Below are 24,073 nucleotides of genomic sequence, written 5' to 3' on the forward strand. Positions count from 1 at the left end.
AGTCGGGATTATTCGGCGGCAGCGACGATTGCGGCCCATCCGGCCTCGTCGATCACCTCGATGCCGAGATCGGCGGCCTTCTTGAGCTTGCTGCCAGCGCCCGGCCCCGCCACGAGCAGGTCGGTCTTGGCGCTGACCGATCCGCTGGCCTTTGCGCCGAGCCGCTCCGCCTGTGCCTTGGCCTCGTCGCGGCTCATCGTTTCGAGCTTGCCTGTGAACACGACGGTCTTTCCCGCAACCGGACTGTCGCGGGTCTCGATCTCGTACCGCGGCGGCGAAACTTCGCCCAGGATGTCGTCCCACACCGCACGGTTGTGCTCTTCATGGAAGAAGTCGCCGAGCGCCTCGACCACGGCGCTGCCGATCCCGTCTATCGAGGTCAGCGATGCGGCCGCTTCCTCGTTACCGGCCCTCGCCTTCTCAGCCGCTTCGCGCAGCGCAGGCAGTTCGTGGAAGTTCTTCAACAGGTCCCGCGCCGTGACCGCGCCGACGTGCCGGATACCCAGCCCGAACAGCAGCCGCGCCGCATCCGGTTCGCGCCGCGCCTCGATGCTGGCGAGGAGGTTGTCGACCGACTTCTCCTTCCAGCCTTCCAGCGCGAGGATGTCATCGCGACGGTCCTTCAGCCGGAAGATGTCCGCCGGGCTTTCCAGCCAGCCGAGCGCGAAGAACTGGTCGATGGTCTTTTCGCCCAGCCCGTCGATATCGAGCGCGCCGCGGCTTACGAAATGCTTTAGCCTCTCCGTGCGCTGGGCGGGGCAGATAAGCCCGCCAGTGCAGCGCACATCAACCTCGCCTTCCTCGGCCACGGCTTCGCTGCCGCATTCGGGGCAATGGTCGGGAAAGACGAAAGGTTCGCGTTTAGTATCGCGCGTGAGGTTTTCGACCACTTGAGGGATGACGTCGCCTGCGCGCTGGATGACGATCCGGTCGCCGGGACGCACGCCAAGCCGCTCGATCTCGTCGCGATTGTGCAGCGTAACATTGGTGACGGTCACGCCGCCGACCAGGACAGGGGCGAGCCTGCCGACGGGCGTCAGCTTGCCGGTACGCCCGACCTGGATATCGATCGCCTCCAGCGTGGTTTCCGCGCGCTCTGCCGGGAACTTGTGCGCCAGTGCCCAGCGCGGCGCCTTGGCCACGAAGCCGAGCCGCTGCTGGTAGTCGAGCCGGTCGACCTTGTAGACGACGCCGTCGATTTCATAGGGCAGGTCGGGCCGCGCCTTGCCGATAGCGGCATAGTGCGCCAGCAGGCCTTCCAGGCTTTCGACGCGGGTGAACAACGGCGAGACCGGGAAACCCCATTCGCGCAAGGTCTCGACGACTTCGGATTGCGTATCGCCCGGCACCTTTGATGCTGCACCCCAGCCATGTGCCCAGAAGCGCAAGGGACGCTGCGCGGTGACGCTTGCATCCTTCTGCCGCAGCGATCCGGCCGCAGCATTTCGCGGGTTCGCAAACAGCTTTCCACCCGCCTCTTGCTGCGCAGCATTGAGCGCAGCAAAAGCCTGTTTTTCCATGTAGACTTCGCCGCGCACCTCGAACACGTCGGGCGCATCGCTGCGCAGCATTTTCGGGATATCCGCGATATGCTGCACATTGGCAGTTACGTCTTCGCCGACCTGCCCGTCACCGCGTGTCGCAGCCACCGTAAGGGCACCATTCTCGAAGCGCAGCGAGCAGGACAAACCATCGATCTTGTCTTCTGCCGTGAAGGCCAGCGGTGTATCATCGTCGAGCGAAAGGAAGCGGCGCACGCGTGCCACCCACTCGCCGATCTCCTCGTCGGAAAAGCCGTTGTCGAGGCTCATCATGCGCACCTCGTGCGTGACCTTCGACAGCGGCGATGCGGCGATGGCATGGCCGACCTTGCGCGACGGTGAATCCTCGCGGACCAGGTGCGGGAATGCCTCTTCCAAAGCAGCATTGCGGCGCACCAGCGCATCATATTCCGGATCGGTGATCTCTGGCGAATCCTCGGCATGATACAGCCGGTCGTGATGTGCGATCTGTTTTGCGAGGCGCATCAGCTCGTTGGCAGCGTCAGCCTCGCTCATGTCCACAGGTGCGGTTTGCTCGATTCCCATATCCTGCGCTATGCCCCAGCACAGGCACGGGGAAAAGTGCCGCAAGGTCGCATCACCGATTTGGGGGAAATGGAATGATCGACCGCCTTCTCAAAGCAGGAAGTACCGCCAGCGTCGCCCTGATGGCGCTGCTCTATGTCGCGCACAATATCGCCAACCTTCCGCAGGCTTATGACTTCTTCGTCTACACAACGAGCCATGCGGACCAGCAGGCCTATCCGGTCACACTGCTTCCCGTGCCGCCGAAATTCCTGATCGTGATCGGCATGGTGCTGGTCTTTTCGCTGGAACTGATCGCGGGACTTGGCGGACTATACGGTGCATGGAAACTCTTCACGCTCCGCAAGGCCTCGGGCGCGGAATTCAACGCCGGCAAGACATGGGCGAAGATCGCCATGGGCGCGGCGGTGCTGAACTGGTGGGGCCTGTTCCAGGGTGTTGCAGTTGCAGGATACCAGCTCTGGCAGATGCCGCTTGGACAGGGTCCGTTCGACGGCTCGTGGGTCTATGGCGGAATGGCCATGATGACGCTGATCTATGTGAGCATGCGCGACGATTGACCTGCCCGGGCTAGTCGCGCCGTCAGGACATCCACGACACGCCCGAACTTGCTATCGACCAACCTCCGCGCATGGGTTGCATGACATAGCCCTGCCCTTCGCCGCCCATGTTGCCGAAGATGCGCGCGCCCTCGGCCAAGCAGCGGCTTTGCCCGTCGCAGTCGAGCCGCGCCTCGACGAGCACCGCCGGGCTGCCATCCGCCCGCAGCTGCACGCCGCCATCCTGCCAGCGACATGCGCCAGTGCGATAGACACGCTCGAAGCGGCTCGAGAGGCTTTGGAATAGCGCATCGTCCACCTCGCGCAGGCACACCGGGCGATCGTGCGCGTCCTCTCCTTCGCGCAATCCGGAAATCATATGCGCGAATAGCGCCTCGCGCGGATCGTCGAAGCCGAGTATCTCTATCGGAGCACCAGTGCTGCCTGGTCCGCGCTCTTTCACGCTTTGAAGGAAGTCTGGCGCGGGAGGCGGTGGAGGAGGCGGCGCAGAACGAAAACCGGCATCGTCCGTAAAAGCACGTTCAACGATTTCCACGCTGTGAATTTGCACTGCCGGTGCCGTCGCGCAGCTTTCGGGCACCTCCTGACTGGCAAAGTCGGAGATCGGCTTCGCAGGTGGCAGCGCGCCACCGCCGCCGCGGATCCGGTCGCCCACCCCTAAGCGCAAGCCATCGGGCAATTCGACGGCCACACCGCGCTCCGCATCGCGGACGATTTGCGTGCCTTCGGGCCAGAGGATCACAGCCTCTTCCGGAGCGCCGGACAGGTAGAAACATGGTCCGCGCTGGACCACTGTACCGGCCTGGATCGCCTCCAGCGCACCGATGTTGGTGTAGGTCAGCAGCGCTGGCATCGCCTCGCCTGGCTGGTTGGCCGGGAATTTCCCATCGGGCACTTGAGGAGTCCGTTCGTCTCTTTCTCCGGAACAGGACGTCAGGGCGGCAGCGAAAAGAGCAGCGCAGGCGAGAGACAGTGCAGGATTATGCCGTCTTTGCCGAGGTACGCCGACTTCCATTTCGATCAGGAGATCACGCCGTTTCCGGTGCGTTCGACGGTCCATCTCCCGTCGACGCGACTGATGCGGTATTCCCATGCCTGCGCGCCGAGATTGGCGGTGATCCAACCGCCCCATGCCGTGCATTCGTCCTTCGTCGGGCAGACCGTCCGGCGCACCGAATAGATGACCGCCCGTTCGCCTGTGATGGCATCCACGACAAGCGCATCGTCTTTCCACACGCACCGGTCGAACGGGGCAAGCTCGGGATAGTGCTGGACCAGGGCGACCTCGACTTCGTCCGGCAGCGCTTCCGAGGTCTGGTTTCCCGACACGATCGTCGCACAGGTCGTGGCATAGCGTTCAGGATTGGCGAATTGCTCGTCCAATAGCGTTTTCAACACTGCCATCTGGGGGGTGTCCGGCAATTCCGCACGCGGTGCCGGCATTTCCTGACCACCGGTTTCGGCAGAGGTGAGTACGATGTCGAGTTCTTCGCGCTCGATGCGCCACTCGCCACCCTCGAAAGTCATGCGATAATAGCTCCAGCCGTGCTGGCCGTTCGCGTAATAGCCTGCCCATGCAAGGCAGACTGTCGGCGTGTCGCACACCAGATCGTGAACGTCGAAAATAGCGGCAGCCTGTCCGGTATCGCTGGCCACGATATCGCGTCCATTGCGCTCGCACCGCGAGAGGGGAGACAGGCCCGGGAAGCGGGCGATGAGTTTGACTTCTACATCGGGATCCAGCGGACGGGCGCGTGACGCCTCATCATATAGATCGACCCTCCCGGCTGCCGCGCACACGACGGGATAAGGGAGTTTCGATTGCGCGAAATAATTGCCCAACCGGTATTCCAGCAGCGCGAGGCGGGGCGTCTGGATGTTCTCGTAAAAGCCGGTCGCGAATGCGCCTTCCTGCGGTTCGTAGCGCGGCAAATAGGTCGAACAGCCCGCAAGGGCGGTAAGCGCCAGCGTCGCACAAAGGGTTCGGATCCAATGCATTACGGCGAATAACGCCCGAAATGCCCGCAAGTGCCCCGGTCAGGCCTTTTCGAGGAGGCGGTCGGCCTGAGCGCGCGCTTCCGGCGTGACTTCCGCGCCCGAGAGCATGCGAGCGATCTCTTCCTGCCGCCCCGCTTCGTCGAGCCTGGTTACGCTGGTCTTGGTGACCGTGCCCTCGGAGCTCTTGGCGATCATGTAATGCATGCCGCCCCGCGCCGCGACTTGCGGGGAATGGGTGACGGCGAGAAGTTGTCCGTCGCTTGCCAAGCGGGCGAGACGTTCGCCGATCGCGCTTGCCACCGCCCCGCCCACGCCGCGGTCGATCTCGTCGAAAATCACGGTCGCCGCCCCGCCCTGCTCGGCCAGCGCGACCTTGAGCGAAAGGATGAAGCGGGAGAGTTCACCGCCACTGGCGATCTTGTTGAGCGGTGCGAAATCGGCGCCGGGATTGGTGGCGATTAGGAATTCGACGCTGTCCATCCCGTGTGGGCCCCAGCGCTCTTCAGGAAGCGCAGCGACAGCCGTCTTGAAGCGCGCAGCATCCAGCTTGAGCGGGGCGAGTTCGCGTGCGACCGCCTCGTCGAGGCGCATGGCCGCTGCCACGCGATTTGCATGCAGCGCCTCCGCCTCTGCCGTGTAGCGCGCGCCAGCGGTCTTGGCCGCCTGCTCCAGCGCGTCCAGTTCCGCCTCACCGCCCTCGATCGAGTCGAGCTGGCTGCGCATCTCGCGCATCTTTTCCGGCAGTTCGTCCACTTCGCAGCGATGCTTGCGGGCAATTGCCCGCAGGTCGAACAGGCGGGTTTCGGCAGCATCGAGCGCTTGCGGATCGTGTTCGAGCGCTTCGGCCGCCGCCTGCAATTTGTCCTCCGCCTCGCCCGCTTCGATCACAGCGCGGTCGAGGGCGGCGAGCGCTTCGGCGAGCAGCGGGTGCTCGGGCGCAATCCGGTCGAGACGGCGTGCCGCAACCCGCAGCGATGCGAGCGGCGAATCCGAGCCTTCCCATAGGTGCCGCAGTTCCTCGAGGTCGCCCGACAGCTTCTCGCCCTTCTGCATCGCGGCACGTGTTTCGGCGAGGCGCGCTTCTTCCCCTGCCTGCGGTTCGAGCGCGGTCAGCTCGGACAGATGGGCCAGCAGCAGGTCCTGGTCGAGTTTCGCCTGTTCGAGATTTTCCCGGGCCCGAGCGAGCTTGTCTTCGGCATCGCGCCACGTCGCCCAGGCCTGCTCCACCTTGGCGGTATCGCCGCCGCCGAAGCGATCCAGCAGCGCACGGTGACCGCGCGGGTTCACCAGGCCGCGGTCGTCGTGCTGGCCGTGCAGCTCGACGAGGTGGCCGGCCATTTCGCGCAGCAGGCCGACGCTGACGGGCTGGTCGTTGACGAAGGCCTTGCTCTTGCCGTCGGCCTTCAGCTGGCGGCGGATGATGAGCGGTTCGCCCTCCTCGATCTCGATATCGGCATCGTCGAGCAATTCGGCGAGCGGATCGGGCAGAGCGGCGAATTCGAAGCTGGCGCTGACGCTCGCCTTGTCCTCGCCCCCGCGTACCAGCCCGCTGTCGGCGCGGTTGCCGAGCACGAGGCCGAGCGAATCCAAGAGGATCGACTTGCCTGCCCCGGTCTCGCCCGTAAGCACGCCCAGACCGCGCCCGAAATCGAGGTCGAGCGCTTCGATCAGTACGATATTGCGGATGGCCAGCCGGGTGAGCATCGGAAGACCTCCTAGCCCACCGGAAGGCTCGCGTCATCCACCCTTTGTTCCGTTAGCAACAGCTTCGGCTTGCAGCGGCGAGGCGCGCTTGAGCAGGAGGTAGCCGGCCAGCGCCGCAATGGTCGAGCCGGACAGGACGCCGATCTTCACCGCGTCGATCTGTTCTGGCGAAGCGAAGGCGAGATTGCCGATGAAAAGGCTCATCGTGAAACCGATCGCGGCAAGCAGGCTCATGGCATGGACCTGCGCCCAGTTCACATCTTCCGGCAGCTTCGCCAGCCCAATCTTCACTGCTGCAAACGCAAAACCGAAGATGCCGATCTGCTTGCCGACCAGGAGGCCGAGAGCAATGCCGAGCGGCAGCGGCTCCAGCAGTGCGGAGGGCGAAAGGCCGAACAGGGTAACCCCCGCATTGGCAAAGCCGAAGATCGGGATGACCAGGAACGCGACCCAGGGGTGCAGCGCATGCTCCATGGTCTCGAGCGGGCCGTGATCGCTCTTGGCGTCGAGCGGGACGGTCATCGCCGCAGCGACACCGGCGAGCGTGGCATGGACACCGGACTTGAGCACGAAGGCCCACATCAGGATCGCCAGCAGGATATAGGGAATGGTCGATTGCACCTTCGCCCGGCCGATCGCCAGCATCACCACGAAGACGATCGCGGCAAGGCCGAGCATGCCGGTGTCGAGCTCACCCGAATAGAACAGCGCGATGATCGCGATCGCGCCGATGTCGTCGATCACCGCGATCGCCAGCAGCAACGCCTTGAGCGCTACGGGCACGCGCGAGCCGAGCAGCGACAGGATGCCGAGCGCAAAGGCGATATCGGTCGCGGCGGGAATGGCCCAGCCATTGATGCTTTCGGGCGAATTCGCGTTGAGCGCCAGGAAGATGACAGCCGGGATCGCCATCCCGCCGATCGCGGCGATCAGCGGCAGCGATGCCTTGTCCCAGCTGGACAGCTGTCCTTCGAGAATTTCACGCTTCACCTCGAGGCCGACGAGGAAGAAGAACACCGCCATCAACCCATCGTTGATCCACAACAGCAAGGGCTTGTCGATCACGAAGCTGCCGATGCCGAAGACGACCGGTGTCGCTAGCCCGTCCTGATAGGCGGAAAGCAATGGGGAATTGGCCACGGCCAGCGCCAGGAGCGCGGCAAAGATCAGAACGATACCGCCCGCAGATTCCTTCTGCAGAAAATCGCGCAACATCGGGGCTATCGTCTTGACCATCGGCTACTCCGGAAAGTTCAACATGGGTGGGCAGCCGCCGCCTGCGCATGGGGATAGGTGCGCGGCGACGGCCCCCTTAACTGCCGTCAGGCAGGCCTGGCACGCTTGGCCATGCGATGGAGCGCGTCTTTCGCGCGCAATTTCATTTTCTTGAGACGCGAAATTTCAAGCCAGTCGGGTGTCCGCTTGCGCAGTTCGAGGCGCAGGCGTTCGTCGATCCGCTGGTGTATCTGCGTTAATTTGTAAGTGCGGGCCGTCATCGTGGTCTCCTTGATCGAAGCTTATGTCGATCGGACACCCGATGGCGCTGGGAGGCTGGGAGGGGGGAGGGGAAAGGCCTGCCAGCGCGCATCGGTTGTCCGATGCGGTCCGACATCACGTGCACTTTCTCGCGCACGCCAGAGGGGCCCGGTCCGCATTGAATAAATGCGAACGGATCGATCCGGTTTCAAGGATTTTCGCGAATTTTTGCGTCGGCCTGCCAACCGCCCGATTCTACATACAAAAAAGGCGCCACATCATCGCGGCGCCCCTTTTGTAGACGTAGTGCCCTGCCCTAGCTGGCAGTGACGCCCGCGGCGTGATCCTGCACCAGCTCGTAAGCCTTCTCGTACCACTCGTTACCCGGATAGTTCGCGCCCAGGACGGCGGCGTATTTCACGGCTTCGCTGGGAATGCCCAGCGCGAGGCTGGATTCGGTCAGGCGATACAGCGCTTCGGGCGCATGGCTCGTGGTCTCGTAATTCTCGACCACGTTCTGGAAACGGATTTGCGCGGCGATCCACTTGCCCGAACGCTGATAATAGCGGCCGATTTCCATTTCCTTGCCGGCAAGGTGATCGCGCACGAGGTCGACCTTGAGGCGCGCATCGGCCGCATATTCGGTCTGCGGGAAACGGCGGTCCACTTCGCGCAGCGCGGTCAGGGCCTGCTCGGTCACCTTCTGGTCGCGCTGGATATCGCTGATCTGCTCGTAATAGCTCAGGCCGATCAGGTAATACGCGTAAGGCGCATCCTTGTTACCCGGATGGATCGACAGGAAACGCTGCGATGTCGTGATCGCCTTGTTGTAGTCCTGCGCGACGTAATAGCTGAATGCACTCATCAGCTGTGCCCGGCGGGCCCAGGGCGAATAGGGGTGCTGACGTTCCACTTCGTCGAAGAGCGCAGCGGCCAGCTTGGGCTGGTTGCGATCGAGCCGTTCCTTGGCTTCTGCGTAGAGCGTTTCCACGTCGCGCGCGATGTAGGCGGTGTCTTCCGCCCCGCCCCCGCCGCGGCTTGCACAGCCGGCAGTAACAAGGGTGGCACCGACGAGGGCACCGAGGGCGAGCTTGCGAGCGAAACGCGAATGGGTCGTCATGGTGGCGAGCCTATAGCCAGACCCCCGCTGAACGCCAAGTGAAGTTCGCGCCTAACCCACGGGATAAATGAAATCTCAGCCGTCGCTCAGGGCTGCCGGTGCATCCCACAACAGGTGGCGGGTATCGAGTGCGACCAGATTGTTGCTGCGGATAATCTCGCCCTTCGTGCGATAGCCGAGCAATTGTTCGGCATCGGTATCGGGGTTGTTGATCATTACGCGCAGCTCTTCCGAAGTGAAGTCGGAAAGGCCGCGTGCACGTTCGATGCCCTTGCTGTCGTAGATGTGCAGCACGTCGCCGCGCGTGAAATCCCCGTCGGCGGAAATGACGTCCGAACGTCGGATCGGCCGGTCGCTTTTCGCAATGGCGGAAGCGACGGCTTCGCTGACCACGATGCTGCCGGCCATTTGCAGGCGGTTCGCGATCCAGCTGTCCCAGCCCGAAAGCGGTTCTGGATTGGGAATGACCTTGGTGGCGCGGCCCGTGCCGTCGAGTACGCGGGACAGCGGACGATCGACCTCGCCCTGGGCGATCCAGGTGGTGACACCGGCTTCCTGCGCCATGTTGGCGGCCTGGAGCTTGGTGGCCATGCCGCCGGTTCCCAGCGTGCTCTTGCCCTTGGTTGCGTCCATGTACTCGTTCACATCGTGCACTTCCGCCACGAACTGGGCGTCCGGATCGTCTGGATTGCGATCGTAGAGACCGTCGACGCCGGTCAGGATGATGAAGTCGGTCGCGCCGACCATCTGGGCCACCTTGGCCGCAAGGCGATCGTTGTCTCCGACGCGGATTTCCTCGGTCGTGATCGTGTCGTTCTCGTTGACGATCGGCATGATCCCGGATTCCAGCAGGCGGTGGACCGTGTTGCGCGTGTTGAGGAAGCGTCGGTGATCTTCGAAATCGCCGAGCGTCAGGAGGACCTGCGCGATCTCGAAACCGAATTCGTGACCGACCTGTTTGTACGCATTCAATAGCAACGGCATGCCGCAAGCAGCAGCCGCCTGTTTATCGGAAACGCCAGCGCTCTCGGGCGTTTCACCAATGATGCGCAAGCCCAGGGCGACGGAGCCGGAGGAACATACGATCACGTTCCAGCCTTCGGACCGCAGATGGGTAATATCCTCCATCATCCGCTGGAGGAAACCATAGCGGGGGGTCAGAAGTTCTTGGTTTGCGAGCAGCGCGGAGCCGATCTTTACAACGATGGTTTTGGGTTTGGTCATAATCAAAAAGTTATTCAGCCTTGAAATTTTCGGAAACCTATATAGATAGTAATGGTGCAGTGCACAATAGGAATTTGAAATTTTCCGGGATGACAAGTCCTGATCCGAACACGGGTTTTGTATTTTGTTTCACCGGAAAACTATTCGTAATCCTTTGAAGAATTTAATACTTGACGAGGCGCGATATCAGCGCGGAAACGGTAAGCGAACATTACAAATACAGTCCTGATAGTCGGATGCGGAAAGATGGGATCCGCTTTATTGGAACAATGGTCCAAGGGCCCGGAGACCATCACGGTCGTTGATCCCGGACAAGAGAGCGTGCCGGGCGGCGCCAGGCTGGTTTCCGATCGGTCTGCATTGGACAATGAACGCTTCGATTGCATTATCGTTGCCGTCAAACCGCAGATGATCGACGACATCATGCCGGACTATGTCGAACACCTCGCACCGGACGGTTACGTGATCTCGATTGCGGCCGGCTATTCTTCCGCGCGGCTTTCCTCGACGATGGGCGATGCGCCCGTCATTCGCGTTATGCCCAACCTGCCCGCCGCCATCGGTCGCGGGGTGAGCGGCATTTTCGCCTCATCCGGGACCAGCGAAGCACATCTCGCTCATGCGCAGGAATTCATGGCCCGCGCAGGGACGACGGTTACCGTGGACACCGAGGAACAGCTCGACCGAGTTACTGCTGTAGCGGGCTCGGGACCGGGATACGTGTTCGAAATCGCCCGCGCCTATGTCGAAGTGGCGATGGAGCACGGTTTTACCGAAGAACAGGCCCGCGACATGGTGCTCGGCACCATGGGCGGCGCGATCGACATGGCCGCAGAACCGGGCGCGCTGTCACTCGAAGAGCTTCGCAACAGCGTGACCAGCAAGGGCGGGACCACGGCCGCCGGCCTCGATGCGCTCAATGGCGATGGCGGCCTCACCGAACGCCTGCGTGCGACCTTGCAGGCTTGTTACGACCGGGCGGTCGAGCTGCGCTGAACGCGCTGCCTCCCGCCTGCCACAATAATTTGATAGAAGAGACATCATGACCGACCAGACACTCGACCCGCAAATCCATATCCACGATCTCGGCCAGCGCGCCCGCAAGGCAGCGCGCGGCCTGGTTACCGCCAGCACCGAGGCGAAGAACACGGCGCTTCGCGAAGCGGCCCAGGCGCTGCGCGATGCGACGCCGGACCTGCTCGATGCGAACGGCAAGGATGTCGCCAGCGTCGAAGGCAAGAAGCCGGAAAGCTTCATCGACCGTCTGCGCCTGACCGAAGACCGCATCGAAGGCATGGCCAAGGCTCTGGAAGAAATCGCCGAACTGCCCGACCCCGTTGGCCGCAAGCTCGCGACTTTCGAACGCCCCAACGGCCTCAGCATCGAGCGCGTTGCCGTGCCGATCGGCGTGATCGGCATGATCTACGAAAGCCGCCCGAACGTGGGCGCTGACGCCTCTGCCCTGTGCCTCAAGAGCGGCAATGCCATCATCCTTCGCGGCGGCAGCGAAAGCCGTCACTCGACCCGCGTCATCGTGGAAGCTATGCAGAAGGGCCTCGAAGCGGCAGGCCTGCCGAAGGACGCGGTCCAGACCGTCCAGACGACCGACCGCGCTGCGGTAGCCGCCCTGCTGAAGGCCGATGAATTCGTCGACCTCGTCATCCCGCGCGGTGGCCGCGGTCTCGTCGAACTGGTCCGCGACCAGGCGAGCGTGCCCACCCTCCTCCACCTCGACGGCAACTGCCACTCCTACGTCCATGCTGCGGCAGACGTCGACAAGGCCGTGAAGGTCATCCGCAACGCCAAGCTGCGCCGCACCGGCATCTGCGGGGCGACCGAAAGCATCGTGATCGACCGCGCCATCGCCGACCAGGTCGTGCCCAAGATCGCCGACGCCATGGCGGCAGACTGCGAACTGCGCGGCGATGCTGAAGCGGTCGCCATCGACGACCGGCTCAAGCCCGCCAGCGAAGAAGACTGGAGCACCGAATACCTCGATCCGATCGCCAGCGTGAAGATCGTCGACGGCCTCGAAGAAGGCATCGCCTGGGTCGAGGACCACTCCAGCCACCACACCGACGCCATCCTGACCGAAGACGTGGACGCTGCCCGCCAGTTCCTCACCTCGGTCGATAGCGCGGTGGTCATGCACAACGCCTCCACCCAGTTCTCCGACGGCGGGGAATTCGGCATGGGCGCGGAGATCGGCATCGCCACCGGCAAGATGCACGCCCGCGGCCCCGTCGGCCTCGAGCAGCTGTGCAGCTTCAAATACCTCGTCCACGGCGACGGGCAGACGCGGCCGTAAGCTGTAGGCCTCAGGGCCCGCACAAACCATTTTCCTACTGCGAAGGGTCGGGGCATTCCCCGGCCCTTTTCGCATGGGAGAGCCGCCGTGTCCGACACCAAACCCCATACCCACCTGCCCGACTTCACCCCCGTCCCGCGCCTGAAGGACCGCAGCAACGGGTGGAAACCGCATATCCAGCGCGCCTTCATCGAGGCGCTGGCCGATACCGGTAGCGTCGCCTCCGCCTGCCGCGCGGTGAACCGGTCCACCCACGGCGCCTACAGCCTGCGCCGCCAGCCCGGGGCCGAGGAATTCGCCGCCGCATGGGAGGCCGCGCTCGATTTCGGCATGAAGCGGATCGAGGACGTCGCCATGGACCGCGCGCTCAACGGGGTGGAGGTGCCCGTCTACTCATACGGCCAGCTCGTCGGCACCCGCATTTCCTATAACGACCGCCTCCTGATGTTCATGCTGAGAAACCGCGCGCCCGAGCGGTTTGCCGAAGGCCGCGCCAAGGCGATGAACGCGATCGGCACGATGGAGCTGAAGCGCAAGAAGAAGGAATGGCGCAAGGAATGGGAGGCCGAGCAGGCCCGCGTCTCTCCGGCAGAGGTGCGCGCCAGCATCGAGCGCAAGGTCCAGGACACGCTGGCCCTGATGGAGCGCAACCACAGCCCCCGCGCCTGGGCCGCATGGCAGGAATACAAGCGCATCAGGGCAGAGGACGCAGCGAACGGCTACCGCGCCCAGGACGACCCGGACCACCCCTACTATGCGAAGCGCCCCTCCCCCGACGATCCCGCCGCGTCCCAGACCGAGGATCCCATCCCCCTACCCCCGCCCCATTGGCAAAAGCGCCCCCCGGAGCCGCAGCAAGAGGAGACCCCGCGCAAGTGGACGCTCAAGGATGATGGGTGGGACTAGACAGCACGCGATCGCGAACTGATCCGGTCCGCGTCCAGCGGACCGCAAGGCCGACCGGCCGCCCGAGCTTATGCGAGGAAGCCAAGGGGCGCGGACGCGCCCCGCCCGGCGTTTGAGGGCGCAAACAAAGAACCCGAACCTTGGAATGACTTCAAGGAACGGGCCGTAATGCTACGCGTCGAAGCCATGAAACTCGCGATGCCAAGACAGAAACTTGGGATGCGGTCGGTAGGACTCAATCTCCGGCGCCTTGAGCTTGCCGGTCGGGTTGATGATCGCCTCAACCCCCTCGCGGTCGTTGACCTTCCGGTGCACAATAATCTCAAGGTCGTCCCGGAAGCCGATTAGCCCACGGTCGAACATCCAATGCGCGGTGCCTGAGAGCGCCAGCCCATTGCGCACGCTGTCAGGGCCGCCATGCTCGACCGGCCGGATATGCGCGGCCTGCGCTTCCAAGCGGCCACCGCCATTGACCAGCTTCCAACCTGTCACCGCGCAGCGGCCATCGTAAGCGTGCATCACAGCGCGGCGGAAAGCGCGGGCGCGGAATGGCTTGGAGACGAGCGACTGAACGATAGGACGCTCAATTTCAAACGGGGTCTGGTGCTCGCGGACACGGTCGCCTTCGACCACTTCGTCATCGCTGCGAGGCAGGAAGTCCTCATCCGGCAGGCCGAGCGAAATGATGCGGGCGAAGTCGGAATGCGAGAGCGGGCGGACGGCGGCTTGGGCGCGGCCAGACACCTTCCCTTCCTCATTGAGAACACCGCGCTCAACCTGCTCACCATTCACGATATGAGGGACGGTCGGCTCGAACGGCAGATAACTGCCTTTTTCGATGATCGCGCGGTAGCGATCAGGCTCTTCCGGATCAGGTATGATTTCCTCGATCTTCGCCACAGCGAAGAAGCCCTTGGAGTTCGGAATCTTGACCGGCTCGCGATAGACAATCCAGTCGCCGACCATCTGCTGCGCGCGGCTGAGGTAACTTTTCGGAAACTGGTAACGCACCTCGGGTATGTCGTCATAGATCGACCCATCCTTGTGCATAAAAACGCCGAAGGTCATTGTCTCGTCCAGTTGTGGGGACCAGTGATGTGAGTGGACTATTTAGACACTCAGGTCCATGAATAATCCGTCGAGAACTCGAAAGGCCTTTTCAGATGGCAAAGCCACTGCTGACATTTAACTTGAATGCCTTTTTGAAAATCTATTCGATGGATGCAGCAAAGCAAATAGCAGAAATCAGTCGTCGTATGCAGAGCGATGGCTCCGGTTATGATTACTACAAAAATTTCGCCGCAGCCGTGAAAGCTTTTGCCGAAAAGAAGTCATCCGACGAGGTTAATTACATTCTAGAAAGCGCTTCGCGGCCCGACGAAATAAGCTATAACAAGGCGGCCTTTAACAGCTTTAAACGCCGGTACGGCAGCAAGAAAACTTTGGAATTCTTCGACAAAGTTGGAAAGGTCAAGCTTGCTAAAGGCGCATTAGAAATTCGCGCCGCCCCTCTAATCTCTTTTGAATCTTCGGGCGTTCTTTCGGTCGTCCATTTTTGGTGTTCGCAGAACCCCCCAATGGATAAATCAAAGGCTAATATAGCCTGCCATATACTGGAAAAATGCTTCGCAAAGTCGGCTCCAAATTACAAGTATTTGCTATTTGATACGGTCAAAGAACGGCAATACTCGGGCACTGATAATACTGCCAGTCAAGCAGTTGAGGTCACAGCACAACTGTTAGTACACTTCGCCAAGACGCACTAATGAGGAAAGTCCTCATCTTTGGAAATGGCCTTGGCATGGCCATTTCACCGGTGGCATACGACCTGAGGACCGTGATGACTCGAGTTTGGGGTGGCGCCACGCTTTCAGAGGAGCAGCGCCAGTTGATGATTGCTTGTCTGCCGGAGGACGTGGCCCAGCCGACCTCTGAGGAGCAACTAGCAACTCTGCAAGACACCGTTGCCGCGTGTGAGACCCTGCTTTCGATACGACCCAGTTCACGCCAGCACTGGCTCACACCACAAGGGCAAAGTTTTCCCGATGCAGTTCACAGGTTCGCATTTGAAGTCGCAAGGGAAATGTATACAGCAACGCACGTAGAAGAAGGCGCTGAAGGCGAACTGTGCAAATTACCGCCCGAATTTTCAGGACCATTATCTGACTTTGTTAGGTCTAGCCAATCCCACGTGGCAACCTTGAACTATGATGGACTCCTATCAACAGCCTTCCGTTCAGCTGGAATCGTTGGCAACGAAAACCCTGTTCTTCGTGATGGATTTATTGACAACACTTTTTCTCGAACAAATCTATTTCGCAAATCGGAATTTGGAGGTTGGTACTTACACCTCCACGGCTCCCCACTTTTCAGAGACAAAGGCAAAGAAACTTTTGGGAAATTGAGCGAACGCACATTGAAACGAGACACATCCCGGCTTGTCAACGTCGGCAACCATGTCGTTTTAACCCACGCTCTTCAAAAGCCCAATGTCATCGGGGGATCATTGTTACTACAAACGTACTGGGAATTTCTTCGGCTCGCAATTGATGAGGCGGCAGAGGTAGTTCTTCTGGGGTACAGCGGCAACGACAACCATTTAAACCGGCTCATCGCTCAGCGCGCCGCAGACAAGCCCATCCGAGTAATTGAGTGGCTCGGCGCAGGTGCGGCGGCAATTCGCGAACCATTTTGGCGGACCCAGTTAGGCGGTAATAACGTAACGCTGGTCCAAAAAGAAAACGTGCTCAACTTCGTCGATTGGACCTGATCGCCTACTCCTCCCCCATCCGCAGCGCAGCAATAAACGCCTCCTGCGGGATGCTCACATTGCCGTACTCGCGCATCCGGGCCTTGCCCTTCTTCTGCTTCTCCAGCAGCTTTTTCTTACGGCTGATGTCGCCGCCATAGCATTTGGCGGTGACGTCCTTGCGCAGGGCGGCGATGGTTTCGCGGGCGATGATCTTGCCGCCGATCGCGGCCTGGATCGGGATCTTGAACAGGTGGCGCGGGATGAGGTCTTTCAGGCGCTCGCACATGCCGCGGCCGCGCTCTTCCGCCACGCTGCGGTGGACGATCAGCGATAGCGCGTCGACCGGCTCGTTATTGACGAGAATGTTCATCTTCACGAGGTCGCCTTCGCGCAGGCCGATCTGTTCGTAATCGAAGCTGGCATAGCCGCGGCTGATCGATTTCAGGCGGTCGTAAAAGTCGAACACCACTTCGTTCAGCGGCAGCTCGTAGCTCACCTGTGCGCGGCCGCCGACGTATGTGAGGTCGGTCTGGATGCCGCGGCGGTCCTGGCACAGCTTGAGGATGGCGCCGAGATATTCGTCGGGCGTGTAGATCACCGCCTTGATCCACGGTTCCTCCACCGCGTCGATCCGGTTCACGTCCGGCCAGTCGGCAGGGTTATGGATGTCGACGACGGCGGCGTCCTCGTTCTTCGTATGGGCGAGGTGAACGCGGTAGACCACGGACGGAGCCGTGGTGATGAGGTCGAGGTCGTATTCGCGGCTGAGGCGTTCCTGAATGATCTCCAGGTGCAAGAGGCCGAGGAAACCGGCGCGGAAGCCGAAGCCGAGCGCGGCGGAGCTTTCCATCTCGTAGCTGAAGCTGGCGTCGTTGAGGCGCAGCTTGCCGATGCTCTCGCGCAATTTCTCGAACTCGGCGGCGTCGACCGGGAAGAGGCCGCAGAAGACCACGGGCTGCACTTCCTTGTAGCCCGGCAGCGCTTTCTCCGCCCCGCCCTTCAGCGTGGTGATCGTGTCGCCGACCTTGGCCTGTTCCACTTCCTTGATCTGCGCGGTGATGAAGCCGATCTCGCCCGGGCCGAGCTCGGGCAGGTCGGTGCGCTTGGGGGTGAAGCAGCCGACGCGGTCGATCAGGTGCTGCGTGCCGCCCTGCATGAACTTGACGTTGAGGCCCTTCTTGATGACCCCGTCCATGACGCGCACGAGGATGACGACGCCGAGATAGGGGTCGTACCAGCTATCGACCAGCATGGCCTTCAATGGCGCGTCGCGGTCGCCCGAGGGCGCGGGGATGCGGGCGACGAGGGCTTCAAGCGTGTCCTCGATGCCGATGCCGGACTTGGCGCTGGTGAGGACGGCGTCCGATGCGTCGAGGCCGATGACTTCCTCGATTTCCGCGCGGACCTTGTCGGGCTCGGCGGCGGGGAGGTCGATCTTGTTGATGACGGGGACGATTTCGTGATCGTGCTCGATCGACTGGTAAACGTTGGCGAGGGTCTGGGCTTCGACGCCTTGCGCAGCATCCACGACCAGCAGGGCGCCTTCGCATGCTGCCAGGGAGCGGGAGACCTCGTAGGCGAAGTCTACATGGCCGGGCGTGTCCATGAGATTGAGCTCATAGGTCTCGCCATCCTTGGCGGTATAGTTGAGGCGCACGGTCTGCGCCTTGATGGTGATGCCGCGCTCCTTCTCGATGTCCATGTTATCAAGGACTTGCTCGGACATCTCGCGATCGGTCAGCCCACCGCAATGCTGGATCAACCGATCGGCCAGCGTGGACTTGCCATGGTCGATATGCGCGATAATGGAAAAATTGCGGATCTTGGAAAGGTCGGTCATTGCCCGCGCCCTTTAGCCGCGCTTTGAATGCGTGTCAGCCGGAATTGCGTTCTTTGCTCGAGCTCAGGTTTGGTTGGGAGCAGGAGCGTTTTGCGAGAGCTTGAATTTGGGATAGCTCGTGGGTGCCTGCGAATGTGCCGCCATGGCATACTTTCCTGCGGGCAAAGCCTCAAGGGGCGCGCCAGCGGCTGCCAGTTCATACGGGCTGACCCGGTTTCGGGTGCAGAGACCGCCGGCACCGTCATCGACCAGCTCCTGCTCGAATTCCAGGCCCTGCGTGTCCCCCATTGTCCTGCGGACGGTGCAGACAGCCAGTTGGCCGCCGCCGAAATCGAGTACGAACATGGTGCCGACCGGGACGTCTTCCAGCCCCTCGATCATCGCCCCGGAGCGCGAGAGGTTGCGCAAGGTGACGTCATAATAGTGATCTTCGTGGATAACGCCGATCCGGCGATACACGGTTCGACGATTGGCGCGCTGATTGCCTTGATCGGTGGGCTCCAGAACCCAGTCGCCCTTTTCGATTTCCTCGATGACCTGCTCGTGGCTCACGGCATCGGAATAGACGAAACCCTGGACCTGCCCGACACCCAAATGCCTCAGTTCCTCCATGAGCTTTAGCGCGTGTACCCCGGATGCGGCGGTTTCCATGCCGAGCGCGTTGCCCAATGCAACGACAGCCCGCACAAGCTCCATGTCGCCCAACTCGTTTCCGAGCATCGGTTCGAAGAAATTCGCACCGATCTTGAGCGTATTGAACGGGGCACGGCGAAGGTAAGCGAGCGATGAGCGGCCTGAACCGTATTGGTCGAGCGTCAAGCGCACGCCGAGCTTGAAAAGATGCGAGAGCGTTGCGTCGACCTTCGACGCGTCGCCGAGAAGGACGCTCTCGTTGAGCTCCAGCTCGAGACGCGCAGGATCGAGATCGGTCTCGTCGAGAATTTTCTCGACCAGTTCGGCAAAGCCGTTCGATTCGAACTGCACCGGCGAGATGTTCATCGAAAGCCTTAGTGCGCCCGGCCATTGAACCGCATCCTCGCATGCCTTGCGAAGGGCCCATTCGCCGATCGGCACGATCAGACGGCTACCCTCCGCAATGGGGAGGAAGGTTTCCGGCGCGACGCGACCCCGGTCTTCGTCTTCCCAAGTATATTTGGCTTCCAGGCCGATCACCATATTGCTCGAGAGATCGACCACCGGTTGGTATTCGAGAGAGAAATCGCCTGCCTCGATGGCGGCCGACAAGTCGTCTTCCATGCGTTTGCGCAGGTTCGCTTCGTGTTCGAGATCAGCGCCGTAAAAGCGGAACTGCCCTCGCCCGCCATTCTTGGACGCGTAGAGCGCAAGATCGGCAGCACGGGTCAGTTCTTCGCGCTCCAGGCCATCGTAAGGAGCAATGGCGACGCCGACCGAACACCCGATGGTGCAACGCCCCTCTTCCACCGAATAGGGCTGCGAAAGCATCTGGATGATCTTCTTTGCGATCTCCCCAAGCTCGCCCCGGTCGTCCATGTCCGGAATCAGGACCTGGAACTCGTCACCACCCAGGCGGCCAATTTCGCCGCGTCCACCGACAGCGCTTCGCAGGCGGTCCGCTACCTGCTGGAGCAGTTGGTCGCCGGCCGCATGGCCGAGAGTGTCGTTGACCTGTTTGAAGCGGTCGAGATCAAGCATCATGAGTGCAGCCGTCCGCTCGGCTGCACAGAAAGTCTTGAGCGTAGAGTCGATCCGCTGCTCCATCCGATGCCGATTTGCGAGACCGGTCAGGGAATCGAATTTCGCCAGTCGATTGGCCTCGGCCTCGGCACGGAATTCTTCGGTGATGTCGGTGACGCTGCCGCGGAATCCCGCAAATTCCGTCTGCTCGTCGTAAAGCGCGCGGCCCGAAAGGCTGAGGACCGCATCATTGTCGCGGGCCTGGGCCTGAGCCGAGAGATTGGTAAACGACTTGCGAGTATTCAGTTTGAGGCCCAGCGACCTGCCGTCGGTTTCACCTTCAATGGGAATGAGGACCTGCTGCAGCGGGGTTCCGATCAGTTCTTCCGCCAGAGCGCCCAGACGCTTCGCGATCGAAGGAGAAAGATAGGCGATATTCCCGTTTCGGTCGGTCGCCCAAAAGCCGAGCACGCCACTATTCTCGATTTCTTCGACGATCCGCAGCTTATCCTCGGCGTCGATACCCTGCCGGATATTGGACGCACCGGTATCGCCGCGCGACGAAAAAAGGTTTGAAAAGGGCATGGCCCCCATGGCGGGTAGACCTCGACTACATTGAACTTGCAGGTTTGGGTCTAGGTCGGAATGGTTATTTTTAGCCTAACGCCGCCCTGCAAATAGTATCAGCCTGCCTTGCGATTGCGCGCGTTCCTGCTCGTGTCGACTTCGAGAAACTGCTTGCGCGTGCCGTTCGCCGCATTCTCGGCCATGAGCAATGCGTAAGGATCTTCCGGAAGGCTTGCGAGCGGCGCATTTGACGCCGCCGCGATCTCGTAGGGAGAAACACGGTGCCGCGTGCACAGCCCATCGGCGCCGTCGCTGATCAGCGGCGTCTCGAATTCGAGCCCCTGGGTGTATTCTTCCGAGCGCCTGACGGCCGCCACGGCCAATTGCCCGCCGCCGAGGTCGAGAACGACCGGAGTGCCGACGGGTACGTTCAATAGGCCTTCAATCCGCGCGCCAGTCTTGGAAAGATCGCGCATGGTGACATGGTAGCGATGGTCTTCATGGATCAGGCCGACCCGGCGGAAGACGCTCTTGCGTTCCGAACGGAAGCGCTCCGGCCCTCGGGCTTCGTATTTCAGCTGCTTCGTTTCCAGGCGCTCCAGCAGTTCGTCATGACTGATTGCCGGAGAAAAGATGAACCCCTGGATGTGACTTGCGCCACGCTCTTTCACGAGGGTCAGTTCGTCCTTCGTCTCGACACCTTCGGCAACGGTTTCCATGCCGAGCGATTCCGCCAAGCTGACGATTGCGGACATGATGGCCGGGTTATTGTTACCCTTTTCCGTGGCGCCGCGAACGAAGGCCTGGTCGATCTTGATCTTGTCGAACGGCGCTTTCTGCAAATAGCTGAGCGAGGAATAGCCGGTGCCGAAATCATCGAGCGCCAGACGGACGCCTATGCGCTTGAGATCCTCGAACATTTCCTGGGTCCGGCCGGTGTCTCCAACGAAGACACTTTCCGTAATTTCCAGTTCGAGACGTCCGGCGGGCATCCGCGCTTCGCGCAGAGCTTCCTTCACCTTTTCAGGAAAGTTGTCCTGCGCGAACTGGATTGCCGACACGTTCACGGCGACGCGCAGTTCGAACGGCCAATTGGCCGCTTCCGAGCAGACCTGGCGCAACGCCCAATCGCCCAGCTCGTTGATCATTCCGATTTCCTCGGCAACGGGAATGAACTGCGATGGAGGGATGAAGCCGCGTTCCGGGTGCTCCCAGCGCATCAGCGCTTCGAGGCATTTCAGATTGTGGTCTTTGGCACTGACGATCGGCTGGTAATACATGCGCAGCTCGCCGTCTTCCATTGCGCGACGCAGATCGATTTCGATCTGGTTTCGCGTCTCGGCCCCGTCGCGCATATCGACATTGTAAAAGCGATAGCAGCCCTTGCCCTTGTTCTTAGCTCCATAAAGCGCGAGGTCGGCAGCCTTTACCAGTTCGTCCGGCTCCACGCCGTCGAATGGCGACACCGCGATGCCGACCGAGGTTCCGATGGACACGCGCGCGTTGTTCACCTGGTAAGGCTGGGAAATCATCTTGATGAGGCGATCGGCCAGTTCGCCAAGTTCGGCCCGGTCTTCCATGTCCTGCAACATGATCTGGAATTCGTCGCCGCCCAGACGGCCGATTTCACCCTTGTTGCCGACGATACGCTCGATGCGGTTGGCAACCTGCTTGAGCAGATCGTCGCCGGCGGGGTGGCCGTGCGTGTCATTGACCTGCTTGAACCTATCAAGGTCCAGCATCAGCAGCGCGCAGCTGCGCTGGGAGGCATGGAAGGCCTTGAGCGTGGACGTCAGGCGCTTCGTCATGCGATGCCTGTTGGCGAGGCCCGTGAGGGAGTCATATTGCGCCATCCGCTCTGCATCGATGCGCGAGGCCCGGCTGGCAGTTACGTCTTTCGCGCTGCCGCGATAGCCGATGAAGTTCTTTTCATCGTCATATTGCGGGACGCCTGTCAGCTCCCAATACTGCGGGTTATCGTCGTCGCTCGCCGCTACTCTCACCGGGTGATGACTGATCGAGTTTCGTGCGCTGACCAGGAATTTCAGCGGGCGTCCTTCGCGGACGTGCTCTTCGTCCTGCTTGAAGAAGTCGGCCACCGGCGTTCCTATAGCCTCCTGCTTGGTCAGGCCGACCTGGGCTACGGCGGAAGGCGAGAGGTAGATGATGCGGTTCTCGGCATCGGTTGCCCAGAACCACCCGAGGCCGGCATTTTCGAAGCTGTCGAGCATCTGGATGCGCGAGAAGGCCTGCGGAGCATCGACGCTCCCGCCAGGGTTTTCGTTCGCTGCAACTTTCGCCTTGGAAGGCTTCTTGCCTCGCTTCGAGAAAAATCCACTCATACCGTAACCCGATTATCCTTTTACCCGCGTTTTGTGCGCGGTTGACGGGCTCTGTTACCTGCAAATCGTTACCCAATGCATAACCATGCAAAGCGGGTGGCTTGCGCGTTTCCGCAGGATGCTTGCTTCGCGCCATGCGTGAAGGCATGGTCGGTGCCGGAACAGCGGGGGAGAGAGCCGCCAATGCGACATATCGCGATTATCGGATCGGGCCCGGCCGGATATTACACCGCCGAAGCTGCCGGAAAGCAGTGGGAGGATGACGCCCGCATCGATGTCTTCGACAAGCTCCCGGTGCCCTATGGGCTGATCCGTACCGGCGTTGCTCCGGACCACCAGTCGATCAAGGGCGTTGCGCGGCGGTATGAAAAGACAGCCCTGAGCGACAATGTGCGGTTTGTCGGGAATGTAACGGTCGGCAATGACATCTCGGTTGCAGAACTGCAGGATCTTTACGACGCAGTGATTTTCGCTACCGGGGCGCCTGAAGACCGGTCATTGGGCCTCGACGGCGAAGACGCCCCGAACATCTTCGGCAGCGCCGCATTCGTGGGCTGGTACAACGGTCATCCGGAATTCGCAGGCATCGACCCCGACCTTTCGAAGCGGCACGCGGTGGTGATCGGCATGGGCAATGTCGCACTCGACGTCGCACGGATCCTCTCGAAAACGGAGGGCGAGCTGGCTGGCTCCGATATTGTCGAGCATGCACTTTCGATCCTTCGCACTTCGAAGCTGGAGACAATCACAATCCTCGGCCGCCGCGGACCGCACCAGATCATGATGACACCGAAGGAACTCGGAGAACTTATGCAGCTGGAAAGGGCCAGTCCCCATGTCGATCGCGACGACCTGCCGCCCGCAGACGATGACGCCATCCTCGAGCCCGGACTGAGGAAGTCGGTCACCCTGCTCCGCGATTTTGCCGCGATCCCCGAAAACATTCATGGCGAAAAAGCTATCGCCATCGAGTTCGATTTCTTTGCCAATCCCGTCCGCTTCGTCACTGAAAATGGTCGGCTCACCGGCGTCGAGGTCGAGCGAACTGTAATCGAGAAGGGCCGCGCCGTCGGTACCGGGGAGACTTACACGGTTCCCGCCGATGTCGCCGTCACATGCATAGGATACCGTTCCTCCGCCATCGCAGGCGTTCCCTTCGACGAACGCCAGGGCCGGTTTGCGAACGACGATGGCCGCATCCTCCCCGGCCTCTATTGCGTGGGCTGGGCCAAGAGAGGGCCTACAGGGACGATCGGGACAAATCGGCCCGATGGCTATGGCGTGATAGAAAAGGTGGCCGAGGACATCGGACAGGGCGCTCGCAAGCGGGGGCGCGAGGGGTTCGACGAGCTTGCCCGCGAACGTGGTCTCGATATCGTGACCTTCCGCGATTGGCAGAAAATCGAGGAAGCGGAAACCGCCGCAGCGCGCGAAGGGGCACCGCGAGAGAAGTTCGTCGATATCGCCAGCATGATTGCTGCCCGCAATTAGGCGGAACACTGGCGCGCCGCCCCGCATTGGAATAGTAACAAG

General features: G+C 61.4%; 19 protein-coding genes. 7 read left to right on the forward strand and 12 right to left on the reverse strand.

Features of this window, described 5'->3' with window-relative positions:
* Window positions 1-8: 8 nt before the first annotated feature.
* The gene (gene ligA, locus K3179_RS12810) at window positions 9-2,087 is read right to left on the reverse strand and encodes an NAD-dependent DNA ligase LigA (RefSeq protein ID WP_221566041.1); all 2,079 of its coding nucleotides are present in this window, start codon (window positions 2,085-2,087) and stop codon (window positions 9-11) included.
* A gap of 74 nt (window positions 2,088-2,161) precedes the next feature.
* Between ligA and K3179_RS12815 the strand changes: the two genes are divergently transcribed.
* A complete protein-coding gene (locus tag K3179_RS12815) occupies window positions 2,162-2,647 on the forward strand; it encodes a DUF2165 family protein (RefSeq protein WP_221566044.1) in 486 nt (161 codons plus the stop codon).
* A 22-nt stretch (window positions 2,648-2,669) separates the two neighbouring features.
* Here K3179_RS12815 and K3179_RS12820 read toward each other — a convergent pair whose 3' ends face one another.
* The 7 genes from K3179_RS12820 to proB form a co-directional block, all read right to left on the reverse strand.
* Window positions 2,670-3,542, reverse strand: coding sequence for a hypothetical protein (locus K3179_RS12820; RefSeq protein WP_221566046.1), 873 nt, complete (start codon window positions 3,540-3,542; stop codon window positions 2,670-2,672).
* A gap of 125 nt (window positions 3,543-3,667) precedes the next feature.
* On the reverse strand, window positions 3,668-4,645 hold the full coding sequence (locus K3179_RS12825) for a hypothetical protein (protein WP_221566049.1): 978 nt from the start codon (window positions 4,643-4,645) through the stop codon (window positions 3,668-3,670).
* 39 nt (window positions 4,646-4,684) lie between these two features.
* Window positions 4,685-6,349, reverse strand: coding sequence for a DNA repair protein RecN (recN, locus tag K3179_RS12830; protein ID WP_221566052.1), 1,665 nt, complete (start codon window positions 6,347-6,349; stop codon window positions 4,685-4,687).
* A gap of 33 nt (window positions 6,350-6,382) precedes the next feature.
* Window positions 6,383-7,585, reverse strand: coding sequence for a Na+/H+ antiporter NhaA (gene nhaA / locus K3179_RS12835; protein ID WP_221566056.1), 1,203 nt, complete (start codon window positions 7,583-7,585; stop codon window positions 6,383-6,385).
* Window positions 7,586-7,671: 86 nt separating this feature from the next.
* Window positions 7,672-7,845, reverse strand: coding sequence for a DUF465 domain-containing protein (locus K3179_RS12840; RefSeq protein WP_221566059.1), 174 nt, complete (start codon window positions 7,843-7,845; stop codon window positions 7,672-7,674).
* A 296-nt stretch (window positions 7,846-8,141) separates the two neighbouring features.
* Window positions 8,142-8,945, reverse strand: coding sequence for an outer membrane protein assembly factor BamD (locus tag K3179_RS12845; protein WP_221566062.1), 804 nt, complete (start codon window positions 8,943-8,945; stop codon window positions 8,142-8,144).
* Window positions 8,946-9,020: 75 nt separating this feature from the next.
* Window positions 9,021-10,169 (reverse strand): glutamate 5-kinase, encoded by a 1,149-nt coding sequence (proB, locus tag K3179_RS12850; RefSeq protein ID WP_221566064.1) that lies wholly within the window; start codon window positions 10,167-10,169, stop codon window positions 9,021-9,023.
* Between the two features lie 228 nt (window positions 10,170-10,397).
* Here proB and K3179_RS12855 point away from each other — a divergent pair, with 228 nt between their 5' ends.
* The 3 genes from K3179_RS12855 (at window position 10,398) to K3179_RS12865 (ending at window position 13,383) form a co-directional block, all read left to right on the forward strand.
* Window positions 10,398-11,165, forward strand: coding sequence for a pyrroline-5-carboxylate reductase family protein (locus tag K3179_RS12855; protein WP_345723047.1), 768 nt, complete (start codon window positions 10,398-10,400; stop codon window positions 11,163-11,165).
* A 46-nt stretch (window positions 11,166-11,211) separates the two neighbouring features.
* Entirely contained in the window at window positions 11,212-12,477 is a 1,266-nt protein-coding gene (locus K3179_RS12860; protein ID WP_221566070.1) for a glutamate-5-semialdehyde dehydrogenase, read from the forward strand.
* 87 nt (window positions 12,478-12,564) lie between these two features.
* Complete coding sequence (locus K3179_RS12865) at window positions 12,565-13,383, forward strand: hypothetical protein (RefSeq protein ID WP_221566073.1); 819 nt, start codon at window positions 12,565-12,567, stop codon at window positions 13,381-13,383.
* A gap of 171 nt (window positions 13,384-13,554) precedes the next feature.
* Here the strand turns inward: K3179_RS12865 and K3179_RS12870 are convergent, their stop codons facing one another.
* On the reverse strand, window positions 13,555-14,451 hold the full coding sequence (locus tag K3179_RS12870; RefSeq protein WP_221566075.1) for an HNH endonuclease: 897 nt from the start codon (window positions 14,449-14,451) through the stop codon (window positions 13,555-13,557).
* Window positions 14,452-14,546: 95 nt separating this feature from the next.
* On the opposite strand from K3179_RS12870, the gene K3179_RS12875 reads away from it, so the two are divergent.
* Window positions 14,547-15,149: a hypothetical protein gene (locus K3179_RS12875; protein WP_221566078.1), complete on the forward strand. Its 603-nt coding sequence runs from the start codon at window positions 14,547-14,549 to the stop codon at window positions 15,147-15,149.
* The gene (locus K3179_RS12880; RefSeq protein WP_221566079.1) at window positions 15,149-16,153 is read left to right on the forward strand and encodes an SIR2 family protein; all 1,005 of its coding nucleotides are present in this window, start codon (window positions 15,149-15,151) and stop codon (window positions 16,151-16,153) included. Before K3179_RS12875 ends, K3179_RS12880 begins: the two co-directional genes overlap by 1 nt.
* A gap of 4 nt (window positions 16,154-16,157) precedes the next feature.
* Here the strand turns inward: K3179_RS12880 and lepA are convergent, their stop codons facing one another.
* The 3 genes from lepA to K3179_RS12895 all read right to left on the reverse strand — a co-directional run bounded on the left by lepA (window position 16,158) and on the right by K3179_RS12895 (window position 22,540).
* A complete protein-coding gene (gene lepA, locus K3179_RS12885) occupies window positions 16,158-17,975 on the reverse strand; it encodes a translation elongation factor 4 (RefSeq protein ID WP_221566082.1) in 1,818 nt (605 codons plus the stop codon).
* A gap of 63 nt (window positions 17,976-18,038) precedes the next feature.
* Window positions 18,039-20,216, reverse strand: coding sequence for an EAL domain-containing protein (locus tag K3179_RS12890; protein WP_247713046.1), 2,178 nt, complete (start codon window positions 20,214-20,216; stop codon window positions 18,039-18,041).
* A 98-nt stretch (window positions 20,217-20,314) separates the two neighbouring features.
* Window positions 20,315-22,540, reverse strand: a complete 2,226-nt coding sequence (locus K3179_RS12895) for an EAL domain-containing protein (protein WP_221566088.1) — start codon at window positions 22,538-22,540, stop codon at window positions 20,315-20,317.
* A gap of 183 nt (window positions 22,541-22,723) precedes the next feature.
* On the opposite strand from K3179_RS12895, the gene K3179_RS12900 reads away from it, so the two are divergent.
* The gene (locus K3179_RS12900; protein ID WP_221566091.1) at window positions 22,724-24,031 is read left to right on the forward strand and encodes an FAD-dependent oxidoreductase; all 1,308 of its coding nucleotides are present in this window, start codon (window positions 22,724-22,726) and stop codon (window positions 24,029-24,031) included.
* Window positions 24,032-24,073: the final 42 nt, after the last annotated feature.

Source organism: Qipengyuania intermedia, assembly GCF_019711615.1.
Taxonomy (GTDB): domain Bacteria; phylum Pseudomonadota; class Alphaproteobacteria; order Sphingomonadales; family Sphingomonadaceae; genus Qipengyuania; species Qipengyuania intermedia.